A 13,856-nucleotide genomic window follows, 5' to 3' on the forward strand; every position below is an offset into this window, starting at 1 on the left:
GGCGCCATGTGCGCGAGGGTACGGTACGCGGGCCGGCGAACTAAGTGGTTGATTGGCCTCGGTTCGCCGGCCCGGTCGTTCCTTACGGGCCGACTTCGGCGTCGGCGGACTGCACGAGGAAGACGTCGTCCACCTGGACGGTCGCGGCGGAGTCTTCGTTGCCGATCTCGATCATGACGTGGGCGGGCTGGCGGAACGCCTTGCCGTCCACGACGAGTTCGACTTCCGTCCATTCGTGGTGGCGGGCCAAGGTCGTGGTGGCGCCGAGCTTCGCGACATCGGTGCCGGCCGCGTTGCTCATGGAAAGCGTCGCGCGCACGGGGGCGTCGTGGCTTTCCGACAGGAGGCGGAAGCGCAGGACGTAGCTGGCGTCTTCGTTCGGCGTGCCGAAGCTGGCATAGACCGCCTGCCGAACGCTGGATCCGGGGCGGATCGCCGCGTAGCCGTTGCCGGAGGCGTCGCTGCCCTGCGAGACCATGCCGTTGGCCGTCCAGCCCTGGAGCGAGTCGAACATGCCCTGCTTCACGGGCAGGCGGCACGCGTCGAAGATCTCGGTGGAATTGCACGAGGGCAGCCCGGCTGGCGACGGACCGATGTGCGAGAAACCGCTGCTGGTCTGGGTGCCGGCGACCGCGGTGCCGGCGAGGCTGGTGGCGCAGAACGCGGCCAGAACGAGGTGGCGGGGAGAAACGTTGAGGGTCATCGTGGGGATCCATACGGGGGAGGAAAACGCATGTGCGTGCGCGGAATCCGATTCCGCACCCCGATTAAAGCTCAGCCGTCATCCTCGTTGGGCGCCGCCTACACGCCGCCAGCGATAGTCCTACGCATTCTGTCGCCCCCCGCCGGGACCGGCCCGAAGCTGTGGGAGCGGACCCGGCCGCGACAGCTGTTCGCCTCGGTCCACAGACTCGCGCGCCAGCTCGAAGAAGGCTGTGGGAGCGGACCCGGCCGCGACAGCCGTTCGCCTCGGTCCACAGGCTCGCGCGCCAGCGCGAAGAAGGCTGTGGGAGCGGACCTGGCCGCGACAGCTGTTCGCCTCGGTCCACAGGCTCGCGCGCCAGCGCGAAGAAGGCTGTGGGAGCGGACCCGGCCGCGACAGCTGTTCGCCCCGGTCCATGAGCTTGCGCGCCAGCTCGAAGGGCAACGCGAAACGCTGTCGCGGCCAGGTCCGCTCCCACAGCCGATCCGCTCCCACAGCAAGGTCCGCTCCGACAGCCTTCGCGTTCCGGAGCGCGCCGCCGCCCGATCAATCCGCCGGGCGCACCATGCGCAGTTCGGTGCCCAGGACGCCCGGCAGGGTGCGCAACGTGCGGACGAGGTCGGGCACGGCGCGCACGCGCCACTCGTCGCCGAGTTCGAGGCTGGCCTGTCCCACCGCGTTGCGATAGCCGCTGAGCAGGAGGGGCGTGCGGCCGCCGCGGTAGCCCATCAGCGCCTGGCGCAGATGACGCGGGAAATCGGGGCCGACGCCGTTGAGCTTGAGCGTCAGCAACCGGCCGAAATGCTCCATCGCGTCGGCGAGCGCGTAGGCCTTGCGCGCGCGCAACTGATAGCCGCCGGCGAAGTCGTCGATGCGCAGCCCGCCTTCGACCACGATGATCGTGCCGCGCGTCAGCAGGTGCTGCGATTCCGCGAAGACTTCACGGAAGAAACTGGTTTCGAGCATGCCGGTGGCGTCCTCGACCTGCACGAAGGCGTCGCTTTCGCCGCGCTTGCGCACGCCGACGACCATGCCCGCGACCGTCCACGGCGTTTCCGGTCCGCGACGGAAACGGCTGGCGTTCTCGTCGTCGTCGTTGCGACGCGGTTTCGGCGGCTGGTAACGCTGCGGAATCTCGCCGATGGGGCAACTCGACAACTGGCCGAGCTCCGCCTTCCACGGATCGGTCGGATGCCCCGACAGGTAATGGCCGAGCGTATCCAGCTCGCCCTGCAGCAGTTGTTCGAGCGGCCACTCCGGCACGGAACCGGTCAGCTCGATGATGCTCGGTGCCTCGGCCGCGCCGAACGCGTTGCCGAAGATGTCGACCTGCCCCGAGGCGCGGTTCTTGGCCTCCTGGTCGGCGGCGCGCATCGCTTCGGGGATGTGCATGACGAGCGTGGCGCGGTTCTCGCCGAGCGCGTCGAGCGCGCCGGCCTGCACCAGCGCTTCCATCACGCGCTTGTTGAGCTTGTTCGAGCCGACGCGCTGGCAGAAGTCGACCAGCCCGCGATACGGGCCACGCGCCTTGCGTTCGGCGACGATCTCCTCGCAGATGCCCTGGCCGACGCCCTTGATGGCGCCGAGGCCGTAGCGCACGACGCGCGGTTCGACGGCCTCGAACATGTAATCGGACGCGTTGACGTCGGGCGGCAGCACCTTGATGCCGATCGCGCGCGTCTCGTCGAGGAAGGTGACCGCCTTCTCGGTGTTGTCCATGTCCGACGAGATCGTCGCGGCCATGAACTCGGCGGGGTAGTGCGCCTTCAGCCAGGCGGTCTGGTACGACACGAGGGCGTACGCGGCGGCGTGCGACTTGTTGAAGCCGTAGCCGGCGAACTTCTCCATGAGGTCGAAGATCGCGTCGGCCTTGTCGCCGTCGATCCCGTCCTTGGCGGCACCTTCGCGGAACGTCGCGCGGTGCTTCACCATCTCCTCGGCTTTCTTCTTGCCCATCGCGCGACGCAGCAGGTCGGCGCCGCCGAGCGTGTAACCGCCGACGATCTGCGCCATTTGCATCACCTGCTCCTGGTAGACCATGATGCCGTAGGTCTCTTTCAGGATCGGTTCGACGCGGGGATCGGGATATTCCACCGCTTCCTTGCCGTGCTTGCGCGCGCAGAAGCTGGGGATGAGGTCCATCGGACCGGGGCGGTACAGCGCCACCAGCGCCACGATGTCCTCGAAGCGGTCGGCCTGCGCGTCCTTGAGCATGCCCTGCATGCCGCGGGATTCGAGCTGGAACACCGCGACGGTCTGCGCCTTCTTCAGCAGGTCGTAGACCTTGGGATCGTCGAGCGGCAGCGACTCGATCACCAGCGGCTCGACGCCTTCCTTCGCGCGGCGCTTGTTGATCGCCTTCACGGCCCAGTCGATGATCGTGAGCGTGCGCAGGCCGAGGAAGTCGAACTTCACGAGGCCGACGGCTTCGACGTCGTCCTTGTCGTATTGCGTGACGACGCCTTCGCCGCTCGGTTCGCAGTACAGCGGCGCGAAGTCGGTGAGCGGCGTGGGCGCGATGACGACGCCGCCGGCGTGCTTGCCGGCGTTGCGCGTGAGGCCTTCGAGGCTCAGCGCGAGATCGATCAGCGCGCGCGATTCTTCCTCGGTGTCGTAGACCTCGCAGAACTCCCTGACGATGCGGTCCGGCTCCTTCTTCGCCTTCTCCGTGCGGCCGAGCGCGTCGCCGAGCGTGAGGTCGAGCGGACGGTTGGGAATGAGCTTGGCGAGGCGGTCGACCTGGCCGTAACCCATGCCGAGCACGCGACCGGAGTCGCGCAGCACGGCCTTCGCCGCCATCGAACCGTAGGTGATGATCTGGCTGACGTGGTCGCGGCCGTACTTGCGCGCGACGTAGTCGATGACTTCGTCGCGGCGATCCATGCAGAAGTCGATGTCGAAGTCGGGCATCGACACGCGTTCGGGATTGAGGAAGCGCTCGAACAGGAGCTCGAACTGAAGCGGATCCAGGTCGGTGATCTTCAGCACCCAGGCCACGAGCGAACCCGCGCCCGAACCACGACCGGGGCCGACGGGGATGCCGTTCTGCTTACCCCAGTTGATGAAGTCCGCCACGATCAGGAAGTAGCCGGGGAAGCCCATCCGGATGATGACGTCGACCTCGCGATCGAGTCGTGCCTGGTAGTCCTCGCGCGTCTTTCCGGGCGCGAGGGGATTCGCCGCGAGGCGCTCCTCGAGGCCCTGCTGCGCCTGTTCGCGGATGAACGTATCGAGCGTGTGGCCCTCGGGCACCGGGAAGTTCGGCAGGTAATACGTGCCGAACGACAGTTCGAGGTTGCAGCGCTTGACCAGTTCGACGGTGTTCTCGAGCGCCTCGGGAATGTCGGCGAACAGCGCCTCCATCTCCTCGGGCGTCTTGAAGTACTGCTCTTCGCTGTACTCGCGCGGACGCTTCGGATCCGCCAGCACGCGGCCCTGGTTGATGCAGGTGCGCGCCTCGTGCGATTCGAAGCCTTCGCGCTCCAGGAAGCGGACGTCGTTGCTCGCGATGACCGGCAGTTCGTGCTCGCCCGCCAGCGCCATGGCGGCGCGCACCCAGTGTTCCTCGTTCTCACGGCCCGTGCGGGTCAGTTCGAGGTAGAGGCGATCGGGGAACAGGCGCGTGAGCATGCCGAGCCGGAGGCCCGCCGCCGGCAGCCCCGTGCCGAGCGCCACGCGCGCGACCTCGCTTTCCCGGCCGGCGATGGCGATGAGGCCCGAGACGGTGTCGGGCGTCATCCAGGCGGCGTCGACGAGCGCGCGGCCGGTGCCCTGGCCTTCGCGCCATGCGCGCGAGACCAGGCGGGAGAGGTTGAGATAACCGTCGCGGTCCTGGCAGAGCAGCGTGAGGCGGGAGGGGCGCGGATCGTCCGGGCTCGAGACCCAGATGTCGCAGCCCGCGATCGGCTTGATGCCCGCCGCGGTGCACTGCTTGTAGAACTTCACCAGGCCGAAGAGGTTGTTCTCGTCCGTCAGTGCGACCGCCGGCATCCCCGCACGCACGCAGGCCGCGACCAGCTGCTTGATGCGGATGGTCGAATCGACCAGCGAATACTCGCTGTGCAGGTGGAGATGGGCGAAGCGGACGGACATGGGCGGTGCCTGGTAGGCCACCGGGAAGGCTAACCGGCAGGGGGTGTCTCGGCAAGAATTGACACGGGCCTCAGCGCATGTGCGCGTCGGGGTGTTCGATGAACCAGAGGCCGGCGAAGAGCTTGGCGTCGATCGAGAAACCCTCCTCGGCGCGCTCGAAGAGCCAGCGGCCGGCCTCGGCGCGGGGCACTTCGTGCACCGTGATGTTCTCGGTCTCGTCGCCGCCGCCCGGTCCGACCTTTTCCAGATCCCACGCGCGGGCGAATGCGATCATCTCGGTGCTCATGCCCGACGACGAGGGGCCCTCGTGCACGAATTCGATGCGGCCGCAGGCGTAGCCGGTCTCTTCCTCGAGTTCGCGGCGCGCGGCGAGCAGCACGTCCTCTTCTTCCGAACCGGCGATGTCCCCCACCAGGCCGGCCGGCATCTCGATCGTGTTCTGCAGCAGCGAGACGCGGTACTGCTCGACGAAGATCACCTTGTCGTCGGGCGTGACGGCCAGGATGATCACCGCGCCGCGCGGGTTGTTGCGGGAGACGTATTCCCAGCGACCGCGCCGCTTGAGCGTCAGCCAGTCGCCCCGGAACAGGGTTTCCTCGGGCGCGTGGGCGTCGTCGGGGATGGGCGAGGCGTGCGGCAGCGGGCTTTTCAGCATGGGTGGGCTCCAGGCGAGGCGACGAAGTATCCACCCAAGGGTATCTCGGGTGTGTGACGTTGGGGCGTTACAGCAGCGCGCGGAGCCGCGTGCGCGTCAGCGGCCCGAAGCGGATGCGCTCGCAGAGGTCGTCGACGGCCGACGCGTCGCCGGCCCGTCGGCTCAGCGCATCGGCCGTCTCCGCGACCGCGATGTCCAGCGCGATGCGCGTCAGCCGCCGGCAGAGCAACGCCTGTTCCGCATGCTCGCGAAGGCGCGCGGCGCAAGACGCCGCGCCGCGGATGCGCAGGAAGGCCACCTCGTCGATGCGGTCGAGGATCGCGTCGAGACTGCCGAAGTGCGCGAGCAGCGCGGCCGCGGTCTTCGCTCCGATGCCGGGCACGCCGGGGATGTTGTCGACCGCGTCCCCGCACAAGGCGAGGTAGTCGGCGACCTGGTGCGGATGCACGCCCAGGCGCTCGAAGACGCCCGCGGCGCCCCAGCGCACGTTCTTCGCGAAATCCCATTGCTCGTCGAACTCGCCGAGCAGCTGCCCGAAATCCTTGTCGGCCGAGACGATCACGCCCCGGAACCCGTGCGAACGCAGGCCCCACAGCGCGCTGCCGATGAGGTCGTCGGCTTCGTACTGGTGGTCGTTCAGGACCGTGAGGCCCAGCGCGGCCGCGATCTCGCGGCACAGCGCGAACTGCCGTACGAGTTGCGGCGGCGGTAGCTCCCGGTTGGCCTTGTACGCCGGGTAGATCGCATTGCGGAACGACGTCGTCAGCGAGGCGTCGAACGCCACGGCGATGTGCTCGGCACGGCTGCGTTCGAGCAGTTCGCAGAGGAAACGGGTGAAGCCGTGCACCGCGTTGACCGGCTCGCCCTCGTGATCGTGGAATTCGTCCGGCATGGAATGCCAGGCGCGGAACACGTAGAGGCTGCCGTCCACCAGGTGGACGAGGGAATCGCCGCTCACGGCGACCACACGCTCACGATGTCGTCGTACCACGGACGCTCGCGCTCGGGTGCGTCCATCGTGGGCGTGCCCACGTGGATGAAGCCGATGACGTGCTCGCTCTTCTTCATGCCGAGCAGCTTCGCCACGTCGCGGTCGTACGCCGCCCAGCCGGTGAGCCACTGCGCGCCGAAGCCGAGGGCCTGCGCGCCGAGCAGGATGTTGTAGGCCACGCAGCCCGCGGCGAGGTCCTGTTCCAGCGCGGGCACCTTGCTGTCGCCGTCGATCTTCGTCGTGACGACGAGCACCAGCGGCGCGTGTTCGTAGCGGCGCTGCTCCTTGTCCCGCTTGGCGTCGGACATGTCGGGATTGGCATCGGCGGCGAGCTTCGCCAGCTTGCGACCGAAGGCGAGTTTCGCCTCGCCGCGCAGGATGCGGATGCGGAATGGTGCGAGCTTGCCGTGATCGGGAACGCGCAGGGCGGATTCGAGCAGCCGGCGCAGCGTCGCGTCGTCGGGGGCCGGTTCGCCGAGCTGTCGCGAGGGCACGGATCGGCGCGAATCGAGGAAAGCCAGGTCGTTGAGGGTCATCCGGGCATTTTACACGCGCCGGTCACCGTGCCCGCCGTCAGTTGCGCGGCGGCGGTGGCGGAGGCAGGGCGTCGTTGGGACCGAGGTGGTCGATGGCGTCCCGGCGCTGATCCGGCGTCAGGCCGCGCCACTTGTCCACCAGGGCGTCGCGCTGCTGCGGCGTGAGGCTGCGGAAGCGTTCGAAGGCATCGTGCAGGCGGTCGCGCTGTTCCGGGCTGAGGTCCTGGAACTTCTGCCGGTTGCGCCGCGCCTCGTCGCGCTCCTGCGGGGTCATCTGCTGCCAGCGCTCGATGCGTTCGCGGATCTGCGCGCGACGCTCCGGCGGCAGCCCACGCCAGCGCTGCGCCTTGTCGAGCATCCTCGACTGGCGTTGCGGCGGAAACGTGTCCCATTCCTTCGCCAGCGGCGCGAGGATGTCCTTTTCATCCGCCGACAGGGCGCTCCATGGCCGCGGCGCCGGCAGGGGCGCGTCGGCGCCGGGCGGCGGCGGTCGATCCTGCGCCGGCGTGGCGAACGGCGCGGCCATGGCGAGCAGGAGGGTGAGGACGAACGGGACGCGGCGCATGGCGGTCACTTGCGGGACGGGGATTTGGTGTCGTTGTAGGCCAGCCAGCTGTAGAACTGGAGGTCCTTGTAGAGCGCCGGATCGGCGCTGTCGGCATCGGGCGGCAGGTCGTTGGGGTCGCTCTCGACGGCGGCGCCGATCGATGCCGGCGAAGGCGGCGAGCCGCCCGGCTGCCAGACGATGAGACTGGCCAGCGCCAGCACCGCGAAGGCGCCCGCGGGCAGCAGCAGACGCCGCGCCGCCGAGGCGCGGGGCCGGGACAGGGCGCTCCGCCGGGCCGCCCGGAGGCGTCCCGACATGGCCGGATCCACGTCTTGGCTGGCGCGCAGGAACAGCTCCCTGGCGCGACGTTCGAGTTCCCGATCGTGCTGGCTCATCGCCATGCCTCCAGTTGCTCGCGCAGCGCATGCATCGCGCGCGAAAGATGGGTCTTCACGCTACCGTCGGAGCAGCCCATGGCCGCCGCGGTTTCGGCCACGTCCAGGCCTTCCATGATCCGCAGCGTGAACGCCTCGCGCTGGCGCCGCGGCAGGTTGCGCAGCGCCGCCACGATGTCGCCGTAGGCCTGCGAATCCTGCAGTCGCCCGGACGGGTCGGGACTGTCGTCGGCGGGCTCCCAGGTGGGCAGCTCGTCGCCGTCGTCGTCCTTGCCGCCACCGAGCCAGCCGACCACGATGGAGCGGACCTTGCGGCGCCGCTGCAGGTCGACGATGCGGCGGCGCAGGATGCCCCAGAACAGCGGCGTCCACTCACCAGCGGGCTTGGCGCCGTAGTGGTGCACCAGCCGCATCATGGCGTCCTGCACGGCGTCCAGCGCGTCCTCGCGGTTGCCGAGGTGGATCTCCGCCATGCGCCAGGCGCGCCGCTCGATGGACGCCAGGAAAGCATCCATGGTCGCGGGCACGTCCCGGATGTCGTCGAGCGACGCGCTGTCGAGCGCGAGCGAGGCGTTCACGCCTTTCTCCGCTTCGTCGGTATCCGCATCCTCGTGCTCCATCGGCTCGTTTCCACTCCGGTAAACGCGGTCGCCGACCGCCGGTTGACTGTCCGCTGGGCGAAATATCTTCCGCGACGGGGGATTTACGGCTTCTGAAGTGCGCCCCCACGGCGCGAGCGAAGGGGGAAGGCGACGAGCGCCGCCAGCAGCGCACCGGCGCCCGCGAGCGCGTAGTCACCCGGGCCCTGCGCCAGACGGGCCAGTGCGAGCAGCATGCCCGGGCCGGCGTCGGAAATGGTGTCGCCCAGCCCCATGCCCATCATGCCCGCGATGGTGGCCGCCGCCACGAGGCAGGCGGTGTAGGCGGCCGCCAGGAGCGTCGCGCCCGCCGCGAGCAGGGCGCCGGTGAGGCCCTGGAAGCGCAGCCAGCGCCGGACGACGACGCCCAGCACCCACCCGGCGGGCAGGACCAGCGCGGGAAGCGCGCGCCCGAACATCATCTGCGGCACCATCCACACGGCGCCGACGGCGAAGCCGAAGGTCGCGGCGCAGAGCACCCCGAAGAGCAGCGTGGCTGGGCCGGAACGCTCAGAGGGCATGGGGAACGGTCAGGTCGCGCATGGGATCGACGGCTCGGGCAAAGCGGCCATGATAGCGGGCGCGCCCGCGTCGCGCTCTTGAGGCGGAGCGCGGTCGCCCCGACCTTGAGCCGGTGGATGCTTACCCGGGTGCCCCGCCCGGGCGCATAATCGACGACTTTGCGGCCGCGGTGCGGCCTTCACAGGACAGCAATGAGCGGTTTCAGCCTCAGCAGCGAACCTTTCACCCTCGAGCGCGACTGCCAGGCGGTCATGGTGCCGCAGGGCGAGACGGTGACGCTCCCGGCCGGGCAGATCGGCTACATCACCCAGGCGCTGGGTGGCAGTTTCACGGTGTACGTGGAAGGCAATCTCTTCCGCATCGCCGGCAACGATGCCGATGCGCTGGGCAAGGAGCCGCCGAAGGCGATCGAGCTGGCGGACGGCGCGTCGGATGACGACGTCGAGAAGCTCGTCTGGCAGCAGCTGCGCACCTGCTTCGATCCAGAGATCCCGATCAACGTGGTCGAGCTTGGCCTTGTCTACGATGTCGCGCTGGAACCCAGCGACGAGGGCTCCCGCAAGGTGTACGTCAAGATGACGCTGACGGCCCCGGGTTGCGGCATGGGCGACATCCTCGTCGACGACGTCCGCACCAAGCTCGAGCTGATCCCGACCGTGGCCGAGGCCGACGTCGATCTCGTGTTCGATCCGCCCTGGAATCACTCGATGATGTCCGACGCCGCCAAGCTCGAGACCGGCATGCTCTGAGCGCTCGTCGCTCAGGATCGCTCCGGCACGGATGGCGTCACCGCCGTGTCGAGCGATGCTCCGTAGGTGGCGATCGCCTTGACGTTCGCGGGCGACAGGTAGGCGGCGGGCGCGCGTTCGGCGTACATGCGCGTCTCCAGCGCGAAGTGCGCATCCAGGTCGAGGGCACGCGCCGCGGCGACGATCTCGTCGCGATGAGGCGTCAGCGAGCGCAGCAGTTCGCTCAGCGCGTCGTCCAGCATGTACGTGCGCTGCCAGGGTAGCTCGAAGCACCAGCCGTTCGTCCTGCGCTGCAGGTCCGACGCGGCGATGTTCTCGCCCTTTTGCCACGTGGTGGCTCCCTCGAGTCCGATCTCCCCCAGAAGATGATCCAGCGTGTGGCGCTCCGACGTCAGGCGGAACGCCGCCCGCACGGACGGCGTGAGCTGCCGCAGTTCGAGATCGATGTCGTCGGTGGCGCTCATCGGAGGTCCTTCGCGGTCGTCGTGTGCGTAGCATCGCGTTTTTGCGCCGCCTAGGGAAATCCCTAGGTAGTCGACCGTGGTTTCTTGCGCTAGGTTGACGGCGACCTTCGGTAAGGGGACCGCGGGTTACACGGGCATCGCGCCTCGGCGCGAACTTTGATTCGTTCGAAATGTGGTCCCCACGGCCGCAATGGCTGGGTGTGGCCCATTTCCGGAGGAGGAACGTAATGGCAAGTCATGTTCGTAGGAAGCTCCTGGCCGCATCCCTGGCCATCGCCGCCACATCGGCCGCCACGGCCGGCACCGAGCAGGCGCTTCACGCGCAGAGCCTCGGCGCCGTCCCGGCCAGCCAGCTCGCGGTGAAGCTCGGCCTCACGTCCGACAACGCGTTCGTCGCGAAGACCGCGTTGCCGACGGTACGCGGCACGCAGACGGTACGCATGCAGCAGACGTTCAAGGGCGTGCCGGTGTATGGCCGCAGCATCGCCGTGGAGCAGGACGCCCAGGGCAATTCGCTCGTCGCCAACGGCATCGTCAGTTCCGACCTCCAGGTGGACATCGCCTCCGTGACCCCGCGGCTCGACCAGGCGGCCGCCGTCGCGGCGCTCACGAAGCAGGCGCGCACGATCGGTGCCACGTCGAAGCCGGAGAACGTCAAGGCCGACCTCTACGTCTATCCCGTCGAAGGCGCGCCGGCGCGCCTGGTCTACCTGACCTCGTACTTCGTCGGCGGCGACACGCCGTCGCGTCCGACGGCGATCGTCGACGCGAACACCGGACAGATCATCGTACAGTGGGAAGGCCTGACCAACGCGGAAGTCGACGCGACCGGTCCCGGCGGCAATCAGAAAACAGGGCAGTACACGTGGGGCGCGGGCGGCAAGCCGGCACTTCGCGTCACGCAGTCCGGCAGCACCTGTACGGCGCAGAACGCATACGTGAAGTCGTACAACATGAAGAAGGCCACCTCCGGCAGCGGCACGCTGTGGAGCTTCACCTGCTTCAATTCCAGCGGCGACGCCGTCAACGGCGCCTACGGCCCTATCAACGACGCGCACCATTTCGGCGGCGTCGTGCACGACATGTACACCGCGTACACCGGCGCGGCACCGCTGAACCAGGTGCTGATCATGAAGGTGCACTACGGCAACGCCTACGAGAACGCCTTCTGGGACGGCAGCTCCATGACCTTCGGCGATGGCGCCAGCACGTTCTATCCGCTGGTGGCGCTCGACGTGACGTCGCACGAGATCAGCCACGGTTACACGGAGCAACACTCGAACCTCGCCTATTCCGGTCAGTCGGGCGGCATGAACGAAGCGTATTCGGACATCGCCGGCGAAGCGGCCGAGTACTACGACCGTGGCAGCAACGACTTCCTCGTGGGCTCGGACATCGTCAAGACCAGCGCGGGTATCGGCGACGCCCTTCGCTACATGTGCACGCCCTCGCAGGACGGCGCGTCGATCGACAACGCATCGCAGTACTACAACGGTCTCGACGTGCACTACTCGTCGGGTGTCTACAACAAGGCGTTCTGCACGCTGGCGAAGAAGACGAACTGGGACACCGTCAAGGCGTTCAAGGTATTCGCCCGCGCGAACGCGCTGTACTGGACGGCCAATTCGACGTTCAACACCGGCGCGTGCGGCGTGGCGAGCGCCGCGACCGATCTCGGCTACTCCGCCACGGACGTCGCCGCGGCCTTCACGGCGGTCGGCGTCAGCTGCTCGACGGGCGGCGGCGGTGGTAGCACGCAGCTGCAGAACGGCGTCGCCAAGACGGGCCTGGCGGGAAGCTCGGGCACGGAGCTCAGCTACACCGTCGTGGTCAGCGCCGGCGCGTCGAACCTGACCATCGCCACCAGCGGCGGCACGGGCGACGCGGACCTCTACGTGAAGTTCGGTTCCGCGCCGACGACGTCGAGCTACAACTGCCGTCCTTACCTCAACGGCAACAACGAGTCGTGCACGTTCGCCGCGCCGCAGGCCGGCACGTACTACGTCAAGGTGCGTGGTTACAGCACCTTCTCGGGCGTCTCGCTGAAGGCGACCTGGACGCCGTAACGCGCAGGCATAGGCAGCATGAAGGCCCGGGCGGCGACGCCCGGGCCTTTTTCTTGTGCGCCGCCCGCACCGCTCGCGCTTAGTCGCGGGGCGCGGAAACACTGACGCACCGGCGCGGGCGACATCGGATTCCCGCCAGGACACGCATTTCCTACGGTGAACGGACCCCACCCCAAAGGAATTCCTCATGCGCATCCTCCCCGTCGCGCTGCTGTTCTCGCTCGCCTCCGCTTCGGCCATGGCCGAGCCCGTCCGTTACATCGTGCATTTCACCGATCCCGCCGCGGCGGCCGTGGCCCGTCGCCCGTTACGCGCGACGAGCGCGCGCGACGTCGTGCCACGCCACGTGCGCAGCGTCGCGACGGGCGGCGAGGTGTTCGAGGTGTCGGACGGCAACGTGGCACACCTCGTGGCGCTGCCCGGCGTCGTGTCGGTGGAGGAAGACGTCTGGCTGCAGCCGACGGCCGTCACCGATCCGTTGTGGCGGCGCCAATGGAACCTGCACGACCCGCGAGTCGGCGTCGATGCCGAAGTCGCGTGGCGGCGCACGCGCGGCGCCGGCGCCGTCGTCGCCGTGCTCGATACCGGCATCACGCCCCACCCCGAGTTCGATGGGCAGCTGCTGCGCGGTTACGATTTCGTGGGCGATGCGCAGCAGGCACGAGACGGCGACGGTCGCGATGCCGACCCGACCGACGAGGGCGACTGGAACGATCCCGGCGAGTGCGGCGCGACATCCGCCCGCCGCTCGTCGTGGCACGGCACCCACGTCGCCGGCATCGTCGCGGCCCGTGCCGGCAACCTGCCGGGCATGATCGGGCTGGCGCCCGAGGCGAAGCTCCTGCCCGTGCGCGTCCTGGGGCGCTGCGGCGGACGGATGTCCGACGTCGCCGATGCCATCGTCTGGGCGAGCGGTGGCGAGGTGCCGGACGTGCCGCGGGTGGAGCGACGCGCCGACGTGATCAATCTCAGCCTCGGCGTGCCGGGCGCGTGCAGCGGCACGTTCTCCCGCGCGATCGATGGCGCGCGCTCTCGTGGCTCGGTGGTGGTCGCCGCCGCGGGCAACGAGGAGATGCCGGCATCCGCCGCGATGCCGGCGAACTGCCCCGGCGTCGTCACGGTCGGCGCGCTGGCCCGTGACGGAGCGATGGCCTGGTACTCGAATTTCGGCGATCGCGTGACCCTCGCCGCACCCGGCGGAAGCCTCACGGAGGTGGGCGCGGACGACATCGTGTCTTCCGTGGACGGCGGACAGCGCGGTCGGGAACGGCCGGCGTTCGCCTGGAAGGCCGGCACCTCGATGGCGGCGCCGCACGTGTCGGCGCTGGTGGCGCTCATGCGGTCGGTGGATCCGGCCATCGACGTGGACGCTGTCACGCGTCAGCTGGTGGACAACGCGCGGCCGTTGCCTGGCCCGTGCCCCAAGGGTTGCGGCGCAGGCCTCATGGATGCGGGGGCGACGGTGGACGCGGTCTTCGAAGACCGCGCCCCGCGCTGA

At 68.9% G+C, this 13,856-nt stretch carries 13 protein-coding genes; 3 read left to right on the plus strand and 10 right to left on the minus strand.

Features of this window, described 5'->3' with window-relative positions:
* Nucleotides 1-82: 82 nt before the first annotated feature.
* The 9 genes from J2X58_RS00525 to J2X58_RS00565 form a co-directional block, all read right to left on the minus strand.
* Nucleotides 83-703 carry a hypothetical protein gene (locus J2X58_RS00525; RefSeq protein WP_310045868.1) on the minus strand — a complete coding sequence of 207 codons (621 nt, stop codon included), beginning with the start codon at nucleotides 701-703 and terminating at the stop codon, nucleotides 83-85.
* A gap of 546 nt (nucleotides 704-1,249) precedes the next feature.
* Nucleotides 1,250-4,795 (minus strand): DNA polymerase III subunit alpha, encoded by a 3,546-nt coding sequence (gene dnaE, locus J2X58_RS00530; protein ID WP_310045870.1) that lies wholly within the window; start codon nucleotides 4,793-4,795, stop codon nucleotides 1,250-1,252.
* Nucleotides 4,796-4,865: 70 nt separating this feature from the next.
* Nucleotides 4,866-5,450 carry an NUDIX hydrolase gene (locus tag J2X58_RS00535; protein WP_310045871.1) on the minus strand — a complete coding sequence of 195 codons (585 nt, stop codon included), beginning with the start codon at nucleotides 5,448-5,450 and terminating at the stop codon, nucleotides 4,866-4,868.
* Nucleotides 5,451-5,517: 67 nt separating this feature from the next.
* Complete coding sequence (locus tag J2X58_RS00540) at nucleotides 5,518-6,408, minus strand: 5'-3' exonuclease H3TH domain-containing protein (RefSeq protein ID WP_256374578.1); 891 nt, start codon at nucleotides 6,406-6,408, stop codon at nucleotides 5,518-5,520.
* Nucleotides 6,405-6,977, minus strand: a complete 573-nt coding sequence (locus tag J2X58_RS00545) for a nitroreductase (protein WP_310045872.1) — start codon at nucleotides 6,975-6,977, stop codon at nucleotides 6,405-6,407. Before J2X58_RS00545 ends, J2X58_RS00540 begins: the two co-directional genes overlap by 4 nt.
* A gap of 37 nt (nucleotides 6,978-7,014) precedes the next feature.
* Nucleotides 7,015-7,542, minus strand: coding sequence for a DUF3106 domain-containing protein (locus tag J2X58_RS00550; RefSeq protein ID WP_254779178.1), 528 nt, complete (start codon nucleotides 7,540-7,542; stop codon nucleotides 7,015-7,017).
* Nucleotides 7,543-7,547: 5 nt separating this feature from the next.
* Complete coding sequence (locus J2X58_RS00555) at nucleotides 7,548-7,919, minus strand: hypothetical protein (RefSeq protein ID WP_310045874.1); 372 nt, start codon at nucleotides 7,917-7,919, stop codon at nucleotides 7,548-7,550.
* A complete protein-coding gene (locus tag J2X58_RS00560) occupies nucleotides 7,916-8,539 on the minus strand; it encodes an RNA polymerase sigma factor (RefSeq protein WP_175472819.1) in 624 nt (207 codons plus the stop codon). The genes J2X58_RS00555 and J2X58_RS00560 overlap by 4 nt, the downstream gene beginning before the upstream one ends.
* An 83-nt stretch (nucleotides 8,540-8,622) precedes the next feature.
* Entirely contained in the window at nucleotides 8,623-9,078 is a 456-nt protein-coding gene (locus tag J2X58_RS00565) for a hypothetical protein (RefSeq protein ID WP_310045876.1), read from the minus strand.
* A gap of 192 nt (nucleotides 9,079-9,270) precedes the next feature.
* Between J2X58_RS00565 and sufT the strand changes: the two genes are divergently transcribed.
* Nucleotides 9,271-9,828, plus strand: coding sequence for a putative Fe-S cluster assembly protein SufT (gene sufT, locus J2X58_RS00570; protein WP_310045877.1), 558 nt, complete (start codon nucleotides 9,271-9,273; stop codon nucleotides 9,826-9,828).
* Nucleotides 9,829-9,839: 11 nt separating this feature from the next.
* Here sufT and J2X58_RS00575 read toward each other — a convergent pair whose 3' ends face one another.
* Nucleotides 9,840-10,292 carry a DUF4279 domain-containing protein gene (locus tag J2X58_RS00575; protein WP_310045878.1) on the minus strand — a complete coding sequence of 151 codons (453 nt, stop codon included), beginning with the start codon at nucleotides 10,290-10,292 and terminating at the stop codon, nucleotides 9,840-9,842.
* Nucleotides 10,293-10,519: 227 nt separating this feature from the next.
* On the opposite strand from J2X58_RS00575, the gene J2X58_RS00580 reads away from it, so the two are divergent.
* Nucleotides 10,520-12,358 (plus strand): M4 family metallopeptidase, encoded by a 1,839-nt coding sequence (locus J2X58_RS00580; protein ID WP_310045879.1) that lies wholly within the window; start codon nucleotides 10,520-10,522, stop codon nucleotides 12,356-12,358.
* 187 nt (nucleotides 12,359-12,545) lie between these two features.
* On the plus strand, nucleotides 12,546-13,856 hold the full coding sequence (locus J2X58_RS00585; protein ID WP_310045880.1) for a S8 family peptidase: 1,311 nt from the start codon (nucleotides 12,546-12,548) through the stop codon (nucleotides 13,854-13,856).

The sequence above is a fragment of the Luteibacter sp. 3190 genome (assembly GCF_031456385.1).
In the GTDB taxonomy this organism is placed as follows: domain Bacteria; phylum Pseudomonadota; class Gammaproteobacteria; order Xanthomonadales; family Rhodanobacteraceae; genus Luteibacter.

Bases quoted from the DNA above. Each gene is read 5' to 3' on its own strand.
- J2X58_RS00525 (WP_310045868.1), bottom strand. From the start codon at position 703: ATGACCCTCAACGTTTCTCCCCGCCACCTCGTTCTGGCCGCGTTCTGC.
- dnaE (WP_310045870.1), bottom strand. From the start codon at position 4,795: ATGTCCGTCCGCTTCGCCCATCTCCACCTGCACAGCGAGTATTCGCTG.
- J2X58_RS00535 (WP_310045871.1), bottom strand. From the start codon at position 5,450: ATGCTGAAAAGCCCGCTGCCGCACGCCTCGCCCATCCCCGACGACGCC.
- J2X58_RS00545 (WP_310045872.1), bottom strand. From the start codon at position 6,977: ATGACCCTCAACGACCTGGCTTTCCTCGATTCGCGCCGATCCGTGCCC.
- J2X58_RS00550 (WP_254779178.1), bottom strand. From the start codon at position 7,542: ATGCGCCGCGTCCCGTTCGTCCTCACCCTCCTGCTCGCCATGGCCGCG.
- J2X58_RS00555 (WP_310045874.1), bottom strand. From the start codon at position 7,919: ATGAGCCAGCACGATCGGGAACTCGAACGTCGCGCCAGGGAGCTGTTC.
- J2X58_RS00560 (WP_175472819.1), bottom strand. From the start codon at position 8,539: ATGGAGCACGAGGATGCGGATACCGACGAAGCGGAGAAAGGCGTGAAC.
- J2X58_RS00565 (WP_310045876.1), bottom strand. From the start codon at position 9,078: ATGCCCTCTGAGCGTTCCGGCCCAGCCACGCTGCTCTTCGGGGTGCTC.
- sufT (WP_310045877.1), top strand. From the start codon at position 9,271: ATGAGCGGTTTCAGCCTCAGCAGCGAACCTTTCACCCTCGAGCGCGAC.
- J2X58_RS00575 (WP_310045878.1), bottom strand. From the start codon at position 10,292: ATGAGCGCCACCGACGACATCGATCTCGAACTGCGGCAGCTCACGCCG.
- J2X58_RS00580 (WP_310045879.1), top strand. From the start codon at position 10,520: ATGGCAAGTCATGTTCGTAGGAAGCTCCTGGCCGCATCCCTGGCCATC.
- J2X58_RS00585 (WP_310045880.1), top strand. From the start codon at position 12,546: ATGCGCATCCTCCCCGTCGCGCTGCTGTTCTCGCTCGCCTCCGCTTCG.